The following is an 18,403-nucleotide window of genomic DNA, read 5'->3' as shown; positions in this document are numbered from 1 at the left end:
CGATACCTAAGCCTGCTAATCGTTAGGCCCGTTAAGAAAGGCCCGCTTAATTTCGTTACCAAGCGCGTTGTTACGCAGAATGAAATCCTGCAAGAACTGATGTAGGCCACCGCTGAAGATGTCGGCCATCCGCCCATAATGCAAGTGGGCATGATTTTCGCCGGCCAAGCGCAGACATTCCTTGCCGCGTTGCCGGCACAGGCATTCCAGAATCGGCGCCAATTCGTCGTAACAGGCGTGCAGCGAACGCGGCATGTCGTCGCGCAACACTAGCAATTCGGCCACTTTCCAGGGTTCGATGGTATCGCGAAATACTTTTTGATAAGCCTCGAACGCCGATACCGAGCGCAACAGCGAGCTCCATTCGTAGTAGTCGACCTGGCCGTCGCTGCTCTCCACCGACGGTAGCAGCAATTGATATTTGGCGTCCAACAGCCGGGCCGTGTTGTCGGCCCGTTCCACAAAGCTGCCCAAGCGCACGAACTTGTAACTGTCGTCGCGCAACATGGTGCCGAAGGTGACACCGCGAAACAGATGCGAACGCGACTTCACCCAGTCGCAAAATTCGCTAATGTCGGCCTCGTTCAAGCCCAAACGAATCCGCTGCCTAAGCTCCAGCCACAAGGCGTTGACGGTCTCCCACATTTCCGAGGACATCGCCACCCTGACCGCACGCGCATTCTCGCGCGCCGCCCCCAGCGCGCTGACGATGCTGGATGGGTTACGCTCATCCAAGGCCATAAATTGAATGACATTGGCAGCGGTATAGCCGGAGTAATTCTGCTCGAAAGCCTCGACATCGTCGGCGATTTGTACCGGCGGCTTCCAACGTGCGGCTTCGTCGTAAGCGCTATTGGCGACCAGGGACATTCGATAAGTCACATCCAACACCCGCGCCATATTTTCGGCGCGCTCGATATAACGTGCCATCCAGTAAAGATGGTCGGCGGTGCGGCTCAGCATGGTTTGTCTCCGTTCAAAACCCAAGTATCCTTAGTCCCGCCGCCCTGCGATGAGTTGACCACCAGCGAGCCCTCGCGCATCGCTACCCTACACAAGCCGCCGGGCACCAAGGTCACGGTTTTGCCGGACAACACGAACGGACGCAGATCGACATGGCGCGGCGCCACACCTTGTTCCACCAAGGTCGGACAGGTCGACAAGGCCAAAGTCGGCTGGGCAATGTAATTGTCCGGTTCGGCCAGAATCCGAGCCCGAAAATCCTCGATCTGCCGTTTGGATGCAGTCGGACCCACCAACATGCCATAACCGCCTGAGCCTTGTACTTCCTTGACCACCAACTCGTCCAGATGCGCCAGCACATAGCTCAAGTCATCAGGGTTTTCCAGCTTATAGGTCGGCACGTTGGACAGGATCGGCTCTTCGCCCAGATAAAAACGCACCATGTCGGGCACGTAGGTGTAAGTGGATTTGTCGTCCGCTACCCCAGTGCCGATCGCATTTGCCAATGTGACGCCACCGTTGCGATACACCGATACCAAACCTGGCACACCTAACATCGAATCCTCTAGGAACGCCAGCGGATCGAGAAAATCGTCGTCGATGCGCCGATAAATCACGTCGATGCGTTTCGGCCCTTCGGTGGTACGCATGAACACCGCATTGTCCTTACAGAATAAATCCTGGCCTTCCACCAGTTCGATACCCATCTGCTGCGCCAGAAAGGCGTGTTCGAAATAAGCGCTGTTATAAGCGCCGGGCGTCAGCAACGCCACGGTCGGATCATAAACGCCCGGTTGCGCAACCGCGCGCAAATTGTTCAGCAGCACCTGCGGATAATGCTCGACCGGCGCCACCGCGTAACGGCGAAACAGTTCCGGGAACAAGCGCATCATCATCTTGCGGTCTTCCAGCATGTAGGAAACCCCGGAAGGCGTGCGCAAATTATCTTCCAGCACGTAAAACTCGTTCTCGGCGGTGCGTACAATGTCGATGCCGGCAATATGCGCATAAATGCCGCCCGGTACGTCCACGCCCTGCATTTCCGGCCGATACATCTCGTTATCCAGGATGCTGGCAGGCACTATGCCGGCCTTGATAATTTCCTGATCGTGGTACAGATCGTTCAAAAACGCATTCAGCGCCGTGACACGCTGAATCACTCCGGCCGACAATTGCCGCCATTCGGTGGCGGCCAGGATGCGCGGCACCACGTCGAACGGGATCAAGCGCTCGGCGCCAGCTTCATCACCGTAGACGTTGAAGGTAATCCCCACCCGCCGGAACAACATTTCCGCCTCACGGGATTTTTGCATCAACTGGGCATGGTCGATCCCGTTCAACCATTCCTCGAACGGTTGATACAAGCGCCGTACGCTACCAGTGGGGGTACGCATTTCATCGAAAAAAGTATTTGTATTCATGAGCATCCTTTAGCAAACCACATGCCAAACTTATTAATCCCTATTTATCAAAATGTTAAATCATCATTTGCTTAAGACCATCCCAAACAGCACCATTATGGTGCAAGCCAGGTCTATCAGCGCCCATAAAACGCACGCAGCCGCACCATTGCGCATTGTGATTTCCACGCGCTTTGATTATTGTTGCCGACCTAAATCAGCAACCGCGACGAGGCCAGGCTTATGCAGACTGCTTTTTTGACGATATTCGGCGAGGTTTTATTCGATAACTTCCCAGACGGCAGCCGGATATTGGGCGGCGCACCGTTTAATGTCGCCTGGCATCTGCAGGCATTTGGCCAACAACCTTTGTTTATCAGTCGCATAGGCGAAGACGAGGCCGGCCGGGAAATTCTCGCGGCCATGCAAAACCAGGGCATGACGCGGGCGGGCCTGCAAATTGATGCCGCTCACCCAACCGGTAGCGTGGCGATCAGCATAACAGATGGTCAGCCCAGCTATCGGATTCTCGAGCATCAGGCTTACGACTACATCGATAGCAAAGCACCAGGCGACATGCCCCGGAAAGGCTTGCTTTATCACGGCAGCCTGGCTTTACGAAACCACGTTTCCAGGCAAGCCCTGGAAGACTTGAAACACACCTGGCGCGGACTGGTGTTTCTGGACGTTAATCTGCGCGCGCCTTGGTGGCAAGCCGACGATGTCTGGCAATGGATCAGCGCAGCCGACTGGCTAAAACTCAATGACGAAGAATTGCAAATACTGTTGCCCAGCGAGCAGAGCATGCGCGATAAGATGCTGTTTTTACAGCAGCGTTATCGATTGCAAGGATTGCTGGTGACTTGCGGCAGCCAAGGCGCGCTGGCGCTTACTGCCGACGGCGAGTTCGCCAGTATTGCCCCTGCCGGCGATATTGAAGTGGTTGATACGGTCGGCGCCGGCGACGCCTTTGCCACGGTAATGTTGCTGGGTATCGCCGAGCACTGGCCGCTGAGCTTGACGCTACAACGCGCCCAAGATTTCGCGTCGGCGCTGGTCGGGCAACGCGGCGCTACCGTGGCCGACCCGATGTTTTATCGAAAATTTGTTGATGCCTGGCAAGGAAAGCGGGCTGACTAGAGAGAGTCCGGTCAGCCCCGCTCGCTCAAGGCTGCTGCCTGACCGGCACGCTGTCCGTCCAATCGCCGGATTGAGAAGAGAAAAACTTTTTAAATTGCGGCATAAAGCTAGCGGTGATCGGAATCGAATAAAAACAATACATCGCCGCCGCCTCGCCGGTACTGACCCCAAACAGCCATTGCGGCATGAACAAAGTCATCATCGCCATGAAAAAATGGTAGGAGGCAATGCGCCAATTGTTCTTCCAAACAAAACCGCTCAAGGCCAACGCAAATAACGAGCCGTGGGTGACGAAGGTACCAAAGGCGCTGGAGATCGCGTAGCCGACGTGATAGATGCCCATGTACAAACAAGACATCATCTGGCCGATGAAATTAGGCTTTAAGCCGAACAATTGCCATTCGTTGGGTAAAAAAGTGCAGATTAGGAACAGACTGCTCAGGGTCACGCCGACGATAGTGGCTTTTTTCAAGGCTTGCGAATCGGAGGAATAAGTCGCCAAGGCCGGCATGATCGCAAAAGCCTGCAAACTAATATGATAAGTGGACAATTCGCTCAACAATAGATTGGTGCCATAGCCGCATTGATCGACCACCGGGTAAGCAAAATATTGGATAAATTCCATCAATGAAAAATGAAAGATGGCATAGGCGCGAGCTGCTTTGACCCAGAAGGCCTCGTCCTTATCCAGAAAAGTCACGCTAGAGGCAATCAGGCCCGCAACACCCAATCCCAACGACATATTGGCACTAAAACACATGGTTAATCCGTAATCTGGTTCTATGAATCGACGAACGCCCGCGTGCGGCCGTCGGTTTATGCTTTATGGTCTCGGTCATTTTTTACCGGAAAGCAAAGATACACGGACCCGCGTTTAATTGCAGCTTTTTTGTGGTAATTCACGGTTTAGCGGTAAGCGTGGCACAGAGATTACCATGCCGAATCAGGCCAAATCGCTCAAGGGTTTAATGCGGGCGATTCGCTAACAAGATCTGCCGTATCAGCTGTTCCGCACCCTCCAGTTCCCTGTCGTAAACATCGGTGCGATACGCCGCGCTGCTCAACGTCACCGAAGACCTCAACATCGAGCCATCCGTTTGACGGGTTTCGATGCGGGTTAGCGTGGACAGTCCCGGTTGCAGAGGGTTTTCCTTGAGTTCCTTTGCATCCAGCGCGATGCGTACCTGCATGCGTTCGGCAATATGAATGAAATTGCCGGTGGCATTGTCGGTCGGCAACAAGGCAAACGTGCTGCCGGTACCAGGATTGATACCTTGCACCCGACCATGATAGAGCCGGTCTGCGCCGTAAGCATCGACCCTAATCTCCGCGGCCTGGCCAGGCTGCACCTCGGCAATCTGGGTTTCCAGCACATTGGCTTCTATCCAGACATCATCCAGCGGCACGATAGCCAGCAGCGGTACGCCGGCCTTCAGATTATCGCCGATTTGCACTTTCCGCTTGGCCACGCAACCCGATACCGGCGCGACGACGTTGCGACGCTGATAATCGAGATAAGCCTGACGCAAGCGGCTCTTGGCTTTTTCGACGGCCGGGTGATCATCGATGCCGGAATCCAGCAATTGCGCCTCGACACCGGTTTGTTCGGCGCGAATTTCCCGAATCGAGGCGTCCAGCTCGCGGACTTTATCTTGGGCGTTTTGTAGTTGCTGCTCGGAAACCGCGCCATCCCTGGCCGCTGCGTTGAAGCGGGCCAAATCGTGATTAACCTGATCTATCAACACTTGCTTGACCAACACCCGCTGCTTCAAGGTCTCGGATTTTGCTTGCAGCGTGGCGATATTGCGTACCGCTTCCGCCAGTTCGGCTTGAGTCTGTTGTAAGGCGATACCGGCATGAGTACCATCCAGCCGCACCAACACCTGGCCTTTTTCCACGCACAGGGTGTTTTCGGCCATCACTTCGACCACAGTTCCCTCGGTCTGCGTTTTCAACGTAATCAAATGCCCCGTCACAAACGCGTCGTCGGTGGTGACCCAATCGCGATGCACAATCCACCAATAAGCCAGATACGCCAAACCAGCCAGCAGCAAAGCCAGTGTGACGCCTTGCAAACGGCGCCGGCGTTGTCGAAGTATTTCCCTGGGGCGAATCTTTTTTTGCATAGTAGGTTAATTGGCAGATTTAGCGTCGCTGTAGCCGCCGCCCAGCGCCTTGATGATATTGACCTGGGCATTGCGCCACTCGCCTTGCAGGGCAGCCAGACGAAATCGTTGTTGGTAAACCTCCAGCCTAGCCAGACTTGGCGCGGAACGGTCGTGCAAGCCGTGGCGATTCAAACTGTCAGCCAGCCTTTCGGCCGCCACTGCGTCTGCCAGACTTTGCCGCTGCTCCGCCAGGCGCGCATCGAGCTCGCGCCAGCGGCTCAGCGCGTCGGCGACTTCCTGCACGGCATGCACCAGGCTGCGGTTGTAACGCTCCACGGCCGCATCGTATGCAGACTGCTGATAATTCAAATTGGCGCGCAAGCGGCCGCCTTCGAATATCGGAAACTCGATGGACGGGCCGACCGCATAAGCCAGACTGGAACCCTGTAACAACACATCGCTCAAGCTGACGCTATGCAAACCGGTGAATGCCACCAGATTGACATCCGGGTAGAAAGCGGTCTCGGCAACCTTGATTTCCTCGGCCGCCGCCTCGGCATGCAGACGCGCTGCACTGATATCGGGACGATGCGCCAACAAATGTAATGGCAAATCGGCCGGCAGCGTCGGCGGCTCGGAAAACTGGTGCTGTTCGACCGCTATTCCTGCTCCCCAATCGGCGCCCTTCCCAGCCAACGCCGCCAGCAGGTTTTTCCGCAATTCCACACCGGCCCGCGCCGATGCTAAAGCCTGCCGCGCTGTGCTAAGCGCCATCTGCGCCTGCAATATCGGCGCGTCGGTCGCCAAACCGGTTGCAAACCGAGTTTGCTCGAATTTCAACAAGGCTTCGCGTTCGGCGACGATATGCTGGGCAAGGTTTTGTTTTTCTGCTGCGGCCAGCAAATCGAAATAGCTATTAGCCACGGCGGTCGCCAACAATAAGCGGGTATCGGCCAGCTCCGCCGCCACCGCCAACGAACGGCCAACCGCACCTTGCAGCGCCGCTTCATCGCGCCCCCAAAAATCCAGGTGGTAACGCAGAATCAACGGATTGATCAGCATCTGTCGAAAGTTCTGCCCGGCCAGCTTGGCCTGAACGCTATTGGCGGAAAAGCGCTGCGCGCTGAAACTGACGTTGGCGTCAACGGTCGGATACAGTTCGGCCGCCTGGGCATCGACCATAAACTGCGATTGTCGTAATCTGGCTGCCGCGGCCTTGAAATCCGGGTTGTCGGCCAACGCAGTGGCTATCAAACGATTCAATTCCAAGCTTTCGAAGCGGGTCCACCAAGTCGGTGTCGGCCAGGTATCACTGGTACCGAGCGCACGCCGAGCGGCGTTGACGGTATTGGTCGCCGCCGGCATCGCCAGCATCGTCGCCCGCCGACTTTCCTCGCCAAACCAGGCGCAACCAGGCGTAAGACACGGAACGAATGCTAACAAAACCCAGCGCAACAGACGCATCAGGCCTCCTCCGCAAGCAATTCCTGGGTCTCGCGGCGCAATTCCCGCTCGGCATTGACCTTAACCGGCGTTCGAGTCGGATGCGCAAACCAGACCAACGCAGCCATGCCCACAAACACGCAACCGGCCATCCAGAACGCATCGTTAATACCGTGAATAACCGCATCGCGTCCTGCCAGCTTGGTGAATTTGGCAAAAGCCGCCGGTTCGGCAAATTCCATCGTCAGTAAGGCATTCAGAACAGAGTCGTCGATTAGCTCAAATGCGCCATGGTTTTCGGCAAAATGCGTCAGATGCAAAGGCGCCCGCCGGTACAACACAATGCCTTGCACGGCGATGCCGATCGCACCGGCGGCTATGCGCATCAGATTGGCTAGCTCCAGCGCCCGCCATTGCCGCTCGGCCGGCAGGCCGTACAGCAGCAAAGCGGTCATGGGTACGAAAAAGCTACCTAGGCAGGCGCCTTCCAACAATTTCGGCCAGAACAATTGCGCAAACGCGTCCGGATCGTCGAAGCGGCTCAACCAGAAATAGGTTGCGGCAAACCCCAGCAAATTGGCGCTAGCCAATAGCCGGGCATCGCAATGCTTGACGATCTCGTGGAACACGCTGGCCATCGGCTTGGCGAAGATTGCCATCGGTAGAAACACCAGCCCCGCCTCCCACGACGAATACCCCAAAGCCAATTGCAACTGCACAATCAATAAGGACAGCAAGCCCTGGAAAAACAGAAACCCCAGGAACAGGATCAGCACGCCTATCGTAAAATTACGGTGTGCAAACAGACGAATGTCCAGAAATGGCCGGCGCACATTCAATTCCCAAACCAGCCAGTAAATCAGCGTGACACCGATAAATGCCATCAGACCACGGATGTATGCCGAATCAGCCCAATCCCAATCGTTGCCCTGATTCAACAATGTTTGTAACCCGAATAGGGTCATCACCAGCAAGGTAAAACCGACGCCATCAAAGCGCTGCCAAATTCGCTGGTAGCAGCGCCGGCAAAGCATCGCGCCAATGATGCCGGCTATCGCCAATGCCAACGGAATATTGAGCCAGAACAGCCAGCGCCAACCCAGGTTGTCGGCTATCCAGCCGCCCAGGGGCGGGCCGAACGTGAACGGCGTCAAAGTAAATATGCTCCAGACACCAATGCCGAGCGATTTGCGTTTATCGGGATATTCCTTAAGCAGCAAGGCTTGGCCCAGCGGCAAGGTCAAGCCGCCGGCGAATCCCAGCAGGATGCGGCCGGCCAGATACGCATAAAAAGATGTGCAATACGCACAGATAAACGCAGCCAGCGCGAACCCCAGAAAGGCCACGACGAAGGGCCGATATTCGCCATACCTGCGCGCCAACCAGCCGCCCACCGGAAAGGCCAACGCCAGGGCTATCATGTAATCGGTCTGGGTCCAGGTGGCGAAACTGGGCGGAACCCCCAAGCCGCCGGCAACCCGCGGCAGCATCGCGATATAGGCGCCGGCGTTGAAAATCACCAGCGCGTGCCCCAGCCCCAGACAAAGATTGAACAGCGTAAAACGCCAGCCGCGCAGGCGTTTTTGATAGACGACGCTCATACGTTTATTGGCCAAATCATCGCACTAAGTCTCGTCGGCTTGAGACGGTATGCGCAAACCGATATCGCCCAAACTTTGCCTCAACAGCGGCACCGCCATATCGGCGATCAATTGTTTAAATGTTTCTCCGCCATGATCCAGGGAGGCGAGCGCTTCATCATCGGCCTTGAAACTTTCCGAAAGGGTACGGGCTATGACGCGGCGCGAGACAGGATCGATTAGCTTGATCATTAGCTGCAATGAGGTTTGCCCTTCGAAGATCCGATACCGACCGATACCAACCTCTATCACGGCATCGTAGTGGCCCGTCGCCGCGTAATCGACTGGCGTAGTGTTCTGACCATACCAGGCTTGAATCGCCTGATGCCAATGTTGCAGACTGGCGTCACCCGCCGTAAGCAAGCGATACTCGTCACGGCTCAATTCACCTTTGCGGTTTTCCGCCGACAGTAAACTATGCAGCTTCTGGGCGGCAGCCCTGGCTGGTGTCCAAAGCCACTCGGTTTTCGCAGCCCCGCCTGCGGCCGTTGGCGAGACGTTGGTGATGGCATCCGCATCCGCCGCTTCGCTGCCGCTAACCATCCCCGCAATGACGATGCCGCCATCGGTTCGATACAGTTGTGTGGGCAGTGCAAAACCCAAGGCCATGTTTTGGAAATGTCGGTAAGCCGGATCGCGCCGCTCGATCAAATCAGGTATCACTTCCAACGGCGGCGCCTCTACCGGCACAATCAACAAGCTGTGCAGCTGGTCGATTTGTGACGCGGCAGGCTTAATACTCGGCGCCGCACAGGCCGCCAACAGCCACGGCAAAGCCAGCCCCAGCAGGACTGGTTTGTGGTCGCCAAATAGCTTGGTAAACGAATATCTTGAAGTTTTCATGACTCCCCCGGATCAACAAATGCCATCGAATCGATACATTACTAAGTCAGCACTATAAAAACCAAGTTGATATAAGACAAACGATATTTATTGGACTTTAATATCGACAAATGCAATATTAAAACCATGGACATCGATCAAATCAGAACTTTTTTAAGCGTCGCCGCCAACGGTAGCTTTCTGGAAGCCGCCAACCGACTGTATGTCACGCAATCGACGGTGAGCACTCGTATCCAACGCCTGGAAACCTATTTAGGCGTGCCGCTGTTCGTCCGCAACCGCTCGGGTGCGTCACTGACTTTGCCTGGCCGGCGTTTTTTGCGTCACGCCAAATCCTTATTGTTAACGCTGGAACAGGCCCGTCACGACATAGGCCTGCCCAGCCGGTTTCGGGCCAGCATCAGCATCGGGGCGCGAATTGCCTTGTGCGAAACCTTGTTGCCGGAATGGATAGGCGCAATACGCCAAGCAGTGCCGGATATTTCCATCCGCAGCGATATAGGCTTTGAAGAGGACTTGATGCGCAGCCTGATCGAGGGCGCGCTGGATATAGGCTTGATGTATACGCCGCAGCACAGCCCCGGCTTGCAAGTCGAACATTTATTCGATGAAACGCTGTTGCTGCTGACCAGTGATCCTAGCCAACCCTGGCCCAACGACGATTACATCTACGTCGATTGGGCACCGGGCTTTTACGCCCAACATAGCAATAGCTACCCTAACCTGGAACGGCCGGCGCAAGTAGTCAATATCGGCTGGATGGCCGTGCAGTTGATTCTGGCCCAAGGCCGCGGCTCCAGCTTTCTACCGGTGCGCCTGGTAGAGCCTTTGCTGAAAGCCGGAAAGCTATTTCCGGTACCTGACAGCCCACAATTCAAATTGCCGGCCTACATGGTATCGCCACGCGATAACGATTCCCCGATTTTGCAGCAGGTGCTGGATCATATCAGGGCATTAGCGGCTCAAGAACAGCAAAAGGTCTACTCGCTATCGGTTTAATCCAGTGTCGCCGACGCCACATGAAACGCATCGGCATGGATGTCCTGCAAGCCGGCGCCATGCAAAAAAGCTTGGCGCTTGGTTTGATGAACCATGTCCGGATGGCCGCATAAATACAACCGCCAGCCTTTTAGGCTGGGTAAGGTTGTCATCGCCACGTCGTTGGCTCGCCCCCTAGCCACGCCCTCCGGCGCGTCGCCGCGCGACACGCAGGCCGTATAGTGAAAATTAGCGTATTGGCGAGCGAGTTCTTGCATTTCCTCTATCCAATACAAACCATACATATCCCGACTGCCATGGAACAAATGAATATCGCCGCGGTGACCGTGATGCAGTGCTTCGCTGACGATCCCTGCCAACGGCGCCAAGCCGCTACCGGTGCCGATCAGCAGCATATTGCTGTCTTTGTTGGTGGGCAGGTAATAACACAACCCCTGCGGGTCCGAGACAGCAATGTTGTCGCCGATATTCAGTTCCTGATGCGCCCACTCGCTGAAGCGACCACCAGCCAAACGGCGAATGTGGAAGCTCAATTTATTGGCATGCAAACGGTTGTTGGCTATCGAATAACTCCTGGTCAAGCCATCCGCCCGTTTCAGATTGACAAATTGGCCGGCGTAATAATCCAGAGCATCCTTACACTGCAAAGTAAGTTGCAGCGTTTCCGCATTCAACAAACTTTTCTCAATCACCGTCGCCTCGGTAAAAAATTCGGCGGGCGGACTAATGCTGATCGCCATATCCTGCTGCGGATAACACAGACAGGCCAGGAAATGGTTCTGATGGCGCAATACTTCTTTTAAACCGTCTTGCGCCGCCAGCGGCGGCGGGCCCTGCAAGCTGCGCACCATACAGCTTTGACAGGCGCCCTGCCGACAGCCGTAGGGGATGTCGATGTTTTCGCGCAGACAGGCTTCCAGCACGGTTTCGCCAGACTCGCAAATAATTTCGCGGTCGTTCACGCTGAGTTTATGCAAGCTCATCCCCCTACTCCATCGCCTAGCGGTCCAACACGTCGTTACGCGTGCTTTCGGCGATGGCCGCGACTTGATTGATCAACTCCTGCGGCACATTCAGTTCTTGTAAGGTGGAGGCCAGATTTTCTACCACTGCGTCAAAGTGCGAATCGTCCAAACCCAGTTTTTTTACCAAATGCGCATGGGCTTGACGCATATCGGCGCCGGAGTAGTTATTGGGACCGCCAAAAGCCATCGTTAAAAAGGATTTTTGTTTGGCTGCCTGTTTGTCCATATCGGTATTATCGAAAAAGCGATTGATGCGGTGATCGTTCAAGACTTTTCGATAAAAGATATCGACGGCGGCGTTGACGGCTGCCTCGCCGCCCAGTTGTTCGTAAAGTGTCGCTGTGGTTTCGCTCATGATGGTCTGCCTTTCTTTGCAAATTAGAAGATGCGGCTGTTCAAAGCCGAACACAGAGTACGCGAAAAAAAACACTTTTGCAATATTTTTATTATAAAAGTTATTTATATGTTAAAAATCAGCTTGTCTCCACTTTGCCGGACATCCGATCCGGCGTAGAATGCGACATCATTCAATTTCGACCGCCAGACACTCACATGGCCCAACACAGCGGCTCACGCCAGGAACAAATCTTAAAATTACTGCTGTCCCGCGCAGCCGGCATGAGTATCGACGAACTCGCCACCGAACTGGATATTTCCAGAAATGCGGTGAAGCAGCATTTGGTGGGCTTGGAAAAAGACCAACTGGTGCGGGAAGCGGCACTGAACAGTACCGGCGGCCGACCCTCGCGCAATTACACGTTGACCGAACAAGGCCGCAATCGCCTGCCAAAGCAATACCCCTGGTTCTGCAATTTATTGCTGAGCGAACTGAAAACCGAGCTGGGCGAGACGGCATTGCGGCAAATGCTGTGGCGGATGGGCGTCAGTCTTGCGCGGTCGCTGGCCCCGCAATTCAGCGGCAAAGACCCGGCGCAAAAGCAAAGCGCATTGCTGGAATTGATGCAATCCTTGGGTTACCACGCGGAAATGGAAGCCGATCAAGCCCAGCCGACCATCAAAGCCGTTAACTGCGTCTATCACGATCTGGCACAACAACATCCGGAATTATGCGAATTCGACCGCGCGCTGATTGCCACCTTGCTGGATAAGCCCATCGAGCAAACCGCGTGCATGGCGCTGCAGGATTGCGCCTGCAAATTCAAAATCTGCAACAGCGGCACTTGAGCCAACTTTCTAACTATTCCAAACAGTTGCGACCATCGGCGGCTTTTGACTTGAGCCGCCTAGCGTAATACGAGGGTTTTTCTAAGCGGCGGCTCTCAGAAGCTGTTTAAAAACTGCTGCGCTTGTCCCTGACTGTGTTGAAAAATCGCTCAAAATCCTCATGTACGCCATGTACACTCCGGGTTTTCGCGTTTTTTCGCCTTGCCATGAACAAGCTCGCGACGTTTTTAAACAGCTTCTCAGTGATACAATAGCCGCTTCCAGAACGACTTTTGAATATCGCCACCATGAGCCAACCTTTCCGCACGACATTCAGCCTGCTCAGTGGGCTACTGTTATTGTTCACGACTGCCTCGCTGCAAGCCGCCAGCCCGATTTTCACGCCTGCCGCCCCCAGCGTCGCGGCCTCCAGTTATTTCCTGCTGGACTTCGACAGCGGCCGGGTATTGGCCGAAAAAGAGCCGGACAAACGGGTCGCCCCGGCCAGTTTGACCAAGATCATGACCGCCTACGTCGTCTTCCGTGAATTGAAATCCGGCCATTTGACGCTAGACGAAAAAGTCACCATCAGTCAAAACGCCTGGGAAACCGGCGGCTCGAAAATGTTCGTCGAAGTGAACAAACAAGTGGCGGTCGAAGACTTGCTGCAAGGCATGGTGATTCAATCCGGCAATGACGCCAGCGTGGCCTTGGCCGAACACGTGGCCGGTAGCGAGCAAACCTTCGCGACGATGATGAACGAACAGGCCGGCCGCCTGGGCATGACCAACAGCAACTTCGAAAATGCCACCGGCTTGCCCAGTCCCAATCACTACAGCTCAGCTCACGATCTGGCCATCTTGGCGCAGGCGGTGATTAGAGAGTTTCCGGAATACTATCGCTGGGATTCGCAAAAAGAATTTACTTACAACGGCATCACCCAGCAGAACCGTAACCTGCTGCTGTGGCGCGACCCCTCGGTCGACGGCCTGAAAACCGGTTTTACCGATGACGCCGGTTACTGCATGGTGGCTTCGGCCAAGCGCGAAGACATGCGTTTGATTTCGGTGGTGATGGGCACCGCCAGCGCCAATGCCCGCTCCAACGAGAGCCAGTCGCTGTTGAATTACGGCTTCCGCTTTTTCGAAACCCATCGTCTTTACGAAGGCAACAAGGCCTTGAGCGAAGCCCGAGTCAGAAAAGGCGTGGTCTCTAAAGTGGCGGTCGGTTTACCGGAAGACCTTTATGTCACCGCCCCACGCAAACATTTTAGCGAGTTAAAAGCCGAAACCCAGATCGACAAAGGCGTATTCGCACCGCTGAACAAAGGCGACACGGTCGGCAACCTGAATATCTCGCTGGCCGGCGAATCCATCCTGACTAAACCGCTGGTGGCGCTGGATACGGTAGCCGAGGGCGGCATTTTCCGGCGGCTGTACGATGCGGCCATCGGTTTATTGGAGAAAGAATGACCGAACAAGTTTATTTAAACGGCGAATACCTGCCGCTGGCCGATGCTAAAGTGTCGGTGCTGGATCGCGGCTTTTTGTTCGGCGACGGCGTTTACGAAGTGATTCCGGCCTATAACGGCCGCTTGTTTCGCTTGGATGAGCATATCGCCCGCTTGAATAACAGCCTGGCCGGTATCCGCCTGCCGATGCCGCAAAGCGTCGCGGACTGGGAAGCGATTTTCCAGCCTTTGCTGGAAGGCGATAAAGACCAATACATTTACCTGCAAATCACCCGCGGCTATGCGCCCAAACGCGATCACGGCTTTCCCGAGCAGGTGGTGCCGACCGTGTTTGCCATGTGTTCGGAAATCAAGCCGTTCGCCGGCCGCTTCAACGGCATCAAAGCCGTGACGCTGGACGATACTCGCTGGCAACTCTGCAACATCAAAGCCATCACCTTACTGGCGAACATCCTGCTTAGACAGGAAGCGCTGGATCAAGGCGCCGCCGAAGCAATTCTGGTCAAGAACGGTTATGTCAGCGAAGGCGCGGCCAGCAACCTGTTCGTGGTGATCGAGGGCGAGTTGATCACGCCGCCGAAAAACAACGAAATCCTGCCCGGCATCACCCGCGACGTGATTCTGGAACTGGCCGAAGCGAACGGCATCCCTTATAAAGAAGACATCATCGCACTGGAAGCATTACAGACCGCCAGCGAAGTCTGGGTCGCCAGTTCCACCCGCGAAATTTTGCCGGTGGTCGAGCTTGACGGCACCCCGGTCGGCGACGGTAAGCCAGGACCGGTCTGGCAACGCATGGACGCCTTGTTACAAGCTTACAAAAAGTCCTTGTCATGAGCGAAACTGAATCCTTACTCGAATTTCCCTGCCAATTCCCCATCAAGGCGATGGGTAAAAGCCGCGACGATTTCGACGCGATTGTGGTCGAAATCATCCGCCGCCACGTCGCCGACATCCGCGAAGGCGCGGTAACCACCAAGCCCAGCAAAGCCGGCAATTACCTGTCGGTGACCGTTGTCATCGAAGCTCACAGCCGCGAGCAACTGGACGCGATTTATATGGGCTTGACCGCCTGCCCCGACGTACTGATGGCACTTTAGGGATCGCCGTGTCGGCAACCGCCTCCCGAGTTGCGCTACCAGCGGTATCCTTGCCGCCTAATCAAGCGACCGTATTGCGCGATTTGGGCCTGCGGGATTATCGGGACGTTTGGCGGGAAATGCAGCATTTCACCGCCGAACGCAATAGCGATACCGCCGATGAAATCTGGATCGTCGAGCATCCGCCGGTCTATACCTTGGGCCTGAACGGCAAGCGCGAACATCTGCTCAAGCCGACCGCCATTCCGCTAGTGGAATCCGATCGCGGCGGCCAGCTGACCTATCACGGCCCCGGCCAACTGGTGGTTTACCTGCTGGCTGATTTGCGCCGGCTGGGCAAAGGCCCCAGGCAAATGGTCACCATGTTGGAAAACGCGGTGATAGACAGCTTACGGCAATACGGCATCGCCTCTCAGGCTCAAGCCAAGGCGCCCGGGGTCTATGTCGATCATCGAAAAATCGCCTCATTGGGTCTGCGCATTAAAAACGGTTGCTGTTACCATGGCCTCAGCATCAACAACGATATGGATTTAGCGCCGTTTCAGGACATCAACCCCTGCGGCTATCCCGGTTTGCAAGTGACCCAACTGGCGGACTTGGGGGTTAAGATACTCACTCGGGAACTGGCGGTGCCGGTTATCCACCAATTGCTCAAGGCCATAGAATCATGACACTCAACGCTCCTTCCCGCTCCACGCCAGACACCCACCAGCGCAACGCCGACAAGCTATCGCGAATTCCGGTCAAGGTGGAAAAACCCGAGCAGGTCTTGCGCAAACCAGACTGGATTCGCATCAAGCTACCGGCCGGCGACCAAGTCAACCGCATCAAGCAATCGTTGCGCGAGAACCGCTTGCACACGGTTTGTGAAGAAGCCGCCTGCCCCAACCTGGGCGAATGTTTCAGTCATGGCACCGCCACCTTCATGATCATGGGTGATTTATGCACCCGCCGCTGCCCGTTCTGCGATGTGGCCCACGGCAAGCCGCAGCCTTTGGATGTCGAAGAACCCAGCAATCTGGCCAGCACCATCGCGAGCATGGGCCTGAAATACGTGGTGATCACTTCGGTGAACCGCGACGATTTGCGCGACGGCGGCGCCGGCCATTTCGCAGCCTGCATCGCCGCAGTCCGCGCTCAATCGCCCGTCACTACTATCGAAGTGTTGGTACCGGATTTTCGCGGCCGGATGGAGACAGCCTTGGACATCCTTGAGCGCCAACCTTGCGACGTGTTCAATCACAATCTGGAAACCGTGCCGCGCCTGTATCTGCAAGCCCGACCCGGCGCCGACTACCACATCTCATTGCAATTGCTGCAAGCGCATAAACAGCGCCTGCCGCAGGTGCCGACCAAATCCGGATTGATGCTGGGCATAGGCGAAACCGAAGCCGAAGTGATTCAGGTGATGCGAGACTTACTGGCCCACAGCGTCAGCATGCTGACGCTGGGCCAGTATCTGCAACCCAGCAAGGAGCATCTGGCGGTGCAGGAATACATCCACCCCGACCAATTTCAGCGTTATGCGGAAATCGCCCGCGAACTGGGTTTTCAACAGGTGGCCAGCGCGCCGCTGGTGCGCTCGTCCTACCATGCCGATCTGCAGGCAGCGGCGATTGTCAAATAGCCTTGCCTATCCTTGAGCCGCGTCAAAATGCCAAACTCGAGCAGCGAGCTATACTGATTTGCGGATTGCCTGAAAACCCGCCAAGCCCCAAAACAGCAATGCCATGCAATATGCTGTGGATGCTTCGCCATCCTGCCGAAAACCAAATCGGGCGTCAGCAAAATGGCTTTTGATGGGCAAAAAATGGCAAAATTCACGGTATTCGACAAAGTTTTGAGACCTGAATTGCGTTAATCCACATTAGCCAAACGGCTTACACAACAGGACGCTTGGCAAATGTATATCATTGAAAATAATAATATTTCAACCCAAGTCATTGATTGAATATGGATGCAAAAAACGTCGATATCCTGATCGTTGATGATACGCCGGCCAACTTGCAGTTGCTGGCCAGCATCCTCAAAGAGGAAGGTTACAAGGTTCGCCCTGCCCCCAATGGCAAGATGGCGCTTGAAGCCATTGCCAAACGAGCACCCAATCTGATTCTGCTGGACATCAAAATGCCGGAGATGGATGGCTATGAAGTCTGCAAGATACTGAAAAGCAACCCCTCCACCCAACATATCCCGGTGCTGTTCATCAGCGCGCTGACCGACGTCAACGATAAACTCAAAGCTTTCGACGTCGGCGGCCTGGATTACATCAGCAAGCCGTTTCAGTTTGAAGAGGTCAAGGCCCGGGTTTCCACCCATCTGCAATTGAAAGCGTTGCAGAACCAGATGGAACAAGAAATCGAGGAAGGCATCCACAGGATTCACTCGCTGCATGAAGAAATCATAGACACCCAACGGGAACTGATACTGACGCTGGGGGAAATTTGCGAGACCCGCTCGCATGAAACCGGTCTGCACGTCAAACGGGTCGCCGACTATTCGCATTTACTGGCGCAACTATCCGGTTACCCGGAAGCCGAGTTGATCAAACAGGCCTCGCCGATGCACGACATCGGCAAAGTGGCGATACCGGACATGATCCTGAATAAACCCGGCCCGTTGACCGCCGAGGAATGGGACGTGATGAAAACCCATGCTCATCTGGGCTATCAAATGCTTTCGGTTTCGCACAGACCGCTATTAAAAATGGCGGCGATTATCGCCCATCAACATCACGAGAAATGGGACGGCAGCGGTTACCCACAAGGCCTGAAAGGCGAACAGATCCACATCGCCGGCCGCATCGCCGGCTTCGCCGATGTACTGGACGCCTTGGGACACAAGCGCTGCTACAAACCGGCCTGGGAATTGGATAGGATCCTGGAATTGTTTAAAAACGAACGTGGCAAACATTTCGACCCAGCATTAATCGATCTATTTTTCCAGAATCTGGATCAATTTTTGGAAAAAATACAGTATTACCGACAGATTGAACAAGATGCCGTTAAATAACGCCGCCCGTTCATTGAGGCCGAAGTAAAAATTCTATCCGAAGCGATGAATTCACGTAGGGAACGGCAAAGCCGAATTCTCTCGGCCAATCAAGG

At 55.1% G+C, this 18,403-nt stretch carries 18 protein-coding genes; 9 read left to right on the top strand and 9 right to left on the bottom strand.

The genetic code is table 11. The annotated features are described in order from the left end of the window. Positions 1 to 15: 15 nt before the first annotated feature. Positions 16 to 963, bottom strand: coding sequence for an alpha-E domain-containing protein (locus QZJ86_RS05010; RefSeq protein ID WP_301936957.1), 948 nt, complete (start codon positions 961 to 963; stop codon positions 16 to 18). Continuing rightward, positions 957 to 2,390, bottom strand: coding sequence for a circularly permuted type 2 ATP-grasp protein (locus tag QZJ86_RS05005; protein WP_455429807.1), 1,434 nt, complete (start codon positions 2,388 to 2,390; stop codon positions 957 to 959). The genes QZJ86_RS05010 and QZJ86_RS05005 overlap by 7 nt, the downstream gene beginning before the upstream one ends. Positions 2,391 to 2,606: 216 nt before the next feature. Here QZJ86_RS05005 and QZJ86_RS05000 point away from each other — a divergent pair, with 216 nt between their 5' ends. Continuing rightward, on the top strand, positions 2,607 to 3,503 hold the full coding sequence (locus QZJ86_RS05000; protein WP_301936954.1) for a carbohydrate kinase family protein: 897 nt from the start codon (positions 2,607 to 2,609) through the stop codon (positions 3,501 to 3,503). 25 nt (positions 3,504 to 3,528) lie between these two features. Here the strand turns inward: QZJ86_RS05000 and QZJ86_RS04995 are convergent, their stop codons facing one another. From QZJ86_RS04995 to QZJ86_RS04975, 5 genes are all read right to left on the bottom strand, one after another. After that, complete coding sequence (locus QZJ86_RS04995) at positions 3,529 to 4,263, bottom strand: DUF5765 domain-containing protein (protein ID WP_301936953.1); 735 nt, start codon at positions 4,261 to 4,263, stop codon at positions 3,529 to 3,531. 205 nt (positions 4,264 to 4,468) lie between these two features. Next, positions 4,469 to 5,629, bottom strand: a complete 1,161-nt coding sequence (locus QZJ86_RS04990; protein WP_301936952.1) for an efflux RND transporter periplasmic adaptor subunit — start codon at positions 5,627 to 5,629, stop codon at positions 4,469 to 4,471. 6 nt (positions 5,630 to 5,635) lie between these two features. Beyond that, positions 5,636 to 7,075, bottom strand: a complete 1,440-nt coding sequence (locus tag QZJ86_RS04985) for an efflux transporter outer membrane subunit (protein WP_301936950.1) — start codon at positions 7,073 to 7,075, stop codon at positions 5,636 to 5,638. Beyond that, the gene (locus QZJ86_RS04980) at positions 7,075 to 8,655 is read right to left on the bottom strand and encodes a DHA2 family efflux MFS transporter permease subunit (RefSeq protein ID WP_301936948.1); all 1,581 of its coding nucleotides are present in this window, start codon (positions 8,653 to 8,655) and stop codon (positions 7,075 to 7,077) included. Before QZJ86_RS04980 ends, QZJ86_RS04985 begins: the two co-directional genes overlap by 1 nt. A gap of 24 nt (positions 8,656 to 8,679) precedes the next feature. Continuing rightward, complete coding sequence (locus QZJ86_RS04975; protein WP_301936946.1) at positions 8,680 to 9,537, bottom strand: hypothetical protein; 858 nt, start codon at positions 9,535 to 9,537, stop codon at positions 8,680 to 8,682. Between the two features lie 90 nt (positions 9,538 to 9,627). On the opposite strand from QZJ86_RS04975, the gene QZJ86_RS04970 reads away from it, so the two are divergent. After that, entirely contained in the window at positions 9,628 to 10,536 is a 909-nt protein-coding gene (locus QZJ86_RS04970) for a LysR family transcriptional regulator (protein WP_301936945.1), read from the top strand. Here the strand turns inward: QZJ86_RS04970 and QZJ86_RS04965 are convergent. Next, a complete protein-coding gene (locus QZJ86_RS04965) occupies positions 10,533 to 11,519 on the bottom strand; it encodes a 2Fe-2S iron-sulfur cluster-binding protein (RefSeq protein ID WP_301936943.1) in 987 nt (328 codons plus the stop codon). The two genes, QZJ86_RS04970 and QZJ86_RS04965, sit on opposite strands and share 4 nt — an antisense overlap. Before the next feature lie 16 nt (positions 11,520 to 11,535). Further along, the gene (locus QZJ86_RS04960) at positions 11,536 to 11,916 is read right to left on the bottom strand and encodes a group I truncated hemoglobin (RefSeq protein ID WP_301936942.1); all 381 of its coding nucleotides are present in this window, start codon (positions 11,914 to 11,916) and stop codon (positions 11,536 to 11,538) included. A gap of 197 nt (positions 11,917 to 12,113) precedes the next feature. Between QZJ86_RS04960 and QZJ86_RS04955 the strand changes: the two genes are divergently transcribed. From QZJ86_RS04955 to QZJ86_RS04925, 7 genes are all read left to right on the top strand, one after another. Then, entirely contained in the window at positions 12,114 to 12,746 is a 633-nt protein-coding gene (locus tag QZJ86_RS04955) for a helix-turn-helix transcriptional regulator (protein WP_301936940.1), read from the top strand. Between the two features lie 287 nt (positions 12,747 to 13,033). Continuing rightward, complete coding sequence (locus QZJ86_RS04950; protein ID WP_301936939.1) at positions 13,034 to 14,197, top strand: D-alanyl-D-alanine carboxypeptidase family protein; 1,164 nt, start codon at positions 13,034 to 13,036, stop codon at positions 14,195 to 14,197. After that, positions 14,194 to 15,033 carry a D-amino acid aminotransferase gene (locus tag QZJ86_RS04945; RefSeq protein WP_301936937.1) on the top strand — a complete coding sequence of 280 codons (840 nt, stop codon included), beginning with the start codon at positions 14,194 to 14,196 and terminating at the stop codon, positions 15,031 to 15,033. The genes QZJ86_RS04950 and QZJ86_RS04945 overlap by 4 nt, the downstream gene beginning before the upstream one ends. Next, positions 15,030 to 15,296, top strand: a complete 267-nt coding sequence (locus QZJ86_RS04940; RefSeq protein ID WP_301936936.1) for a YbeD family protein — start codon at positions 15,030 to 15,032, stop codon at positions 15,294 to 15,296. Before QZJ86_RS04945 ends, QZJ86_RS04940 begins: the two co-directional genes overlap by 4 nt. 50 nt (positions 15,297 to 15,346) lie before the next feature. Continuing rightward, entirely contained in the window at positions 15,347 to 15,967 is a 621-nt protein-coding gene (gene lipB / locus QZJ86_RS04935; protein WP_407081652.1) for a lipoyl(octanoyl) transferase LipB, read from the top strand. Then, positions 15,964 to 16,923: a lipoyl synthase gene (gene lipA / locus QZJ86_RS04930; RefSeq protein ID WP_301936934.1), complete on the top strand. Its 960-nt coding sequence runs from the start codon at positions 15,964 to 15,966 to the stop codon at positions 16,921 to 16,923. Before lipB ends, lipA begins: the two co-directional genes overlap by 4 nt. 326 nt (positions 16,924 to 17,249) lie before the next feature. Next, a complete protein-coding gene (locus QZJ86_RS04925) occupies positions 17,250 to 18,308 on the top strand; it encodes a response regulator (protein ID WP_301936932.1) in 1,059 nt (352 codons plus the stop codon). Positions 18,309 to 18,403 lie beyond the last annotated feature (95 nt).

The sequence above is a fragment of the Methylomonas montana genome (assembly GCF_030490285.1).
GTDB lineage: Bacteria > Pseudomonadota > Gammaproteobacteria > Methylococcales > Methylomonadaceae > Methylomonas > Methylomonas montana.
This window is presented reverse-complemented; position numbering and strand designations above follow the sequence as displayed.

Excerpts from the sequence above, each read along its gene's own strand:
- QZJ86_RS05010 (WP_301936957.1), bottom strand. The coding sequence starts at position 963 with ATGCTGAGCCGCACCGCCGACCATCTTTACTGGATGGCACGTTATATC.
- QZJ86_RS05005 (WP_455429807.1), bottom strand. The coding sequence starts at position 2,390 with ATGCTCATGAATACAAATACTTTTTTCGATGAAATGCGTACCCCCACT.
- QZJ86_RS05000 (WP_301936954.1), top strand. The coding sequence starts at position 2,607 with ATGCAGACTGCTTTTTTGACGATATTCGGCGAGGTTTTATTCGATAAC.
- QZJ86_RS04995 (WP_301936953.1), bottom strand. The coding sequence starts at position 4,263 with ATGTGTTTTAGTGCCAATATGTCGTTGGGATTGGGTGTTGCGGGCCTG.
- QZJ86_RS04990 (WP_301936952.1), bottom strand. The coding sequence starts at position 5,629 with ATGCAAAAAAAGATTCGCCCCAGGGAAATACTTCGACAACGCCGGCGC.
- QZJ86_RS04985 (WP_301936950.1), bottom strand. The coding sequence starts at position 7,075 with ATGCGTCTGTTGCGCTGGGTTTTGTTAGCATTCGTTCCGTGTCTTACG.
- QZJ86_RS04980 (WP_301936948.1), bottom strand. The coding sequence starts at position 8,655 with ATGAGCGTCGTCTATCAAAAACGCCTGCGCGGCTGGCGTTTTACGCTG.
- QZJ86_RS04975 (WP_301936946.1), bottom strand. The coding sequence starts at position 9,537 with ATGAAAACTTCAAGATATTCGTTTACCAAGCTATTTGGCGACCACAAA.
- QZJ86_RS04965 (WP_301936943.1), bottom strand. The coding sequence starts at position 11,519 with ATGAGCTTGCATAAACTCAGCGTGAACGACCGCGAAATTATTTGCGAG.
- QZJ86_RS04960 (WP_301936942.1), bottom strand. The coding sequence starts at position 11,916 with ATGAGCGAAACCACAGCGACACTTTACGAACAACTGGGCGGCGAGGCA.
- QZJ86_RS04955 (WP_301936940.1), top strand. The coding sequence starts at position 12,114 with ATGGCCCAACACAGCGGCTCACGCCAGGAACAAATCTTAAAATTACTG.
- QZJ86_RS04950 (WP_301936939.1), top strand. The coding sequence starts at position 13,034 with ATGAGCCAACCTTTCCGCACGACATTCAGCCTGCTCAGTGGGCTACTG.
- QZJ86_RS04945 (WP_301936937.1), top strand. The coding sequence starts at position 14,194 with ATGACCGAACAAGTTTATTTAAACGGCGAATACCTGCCGCTGGCCGAT.
- QZJ86_RS04940 (WP_301936936.1), top strand. The coding sequence starts at position 15,030 with ATGAGCGAAACTGAATCCTTACTCGAATTTCCCTGCCAATTCCCCATC.
- lipA (WP_301936934.1), top strand. The coding sequence starts at position 15,964 with ATGACACTCAACGCTCCTTCCCGCTCCACGCCAGACACCCACCAGCGC.
- QZJ86_RS04925 (WP_301936932.1), top strand. The coding sequence starts at position 17,250 with ATGGATGCAAAAAACGTCGATATCCTGATCGTTGATGATACGCCGGCC.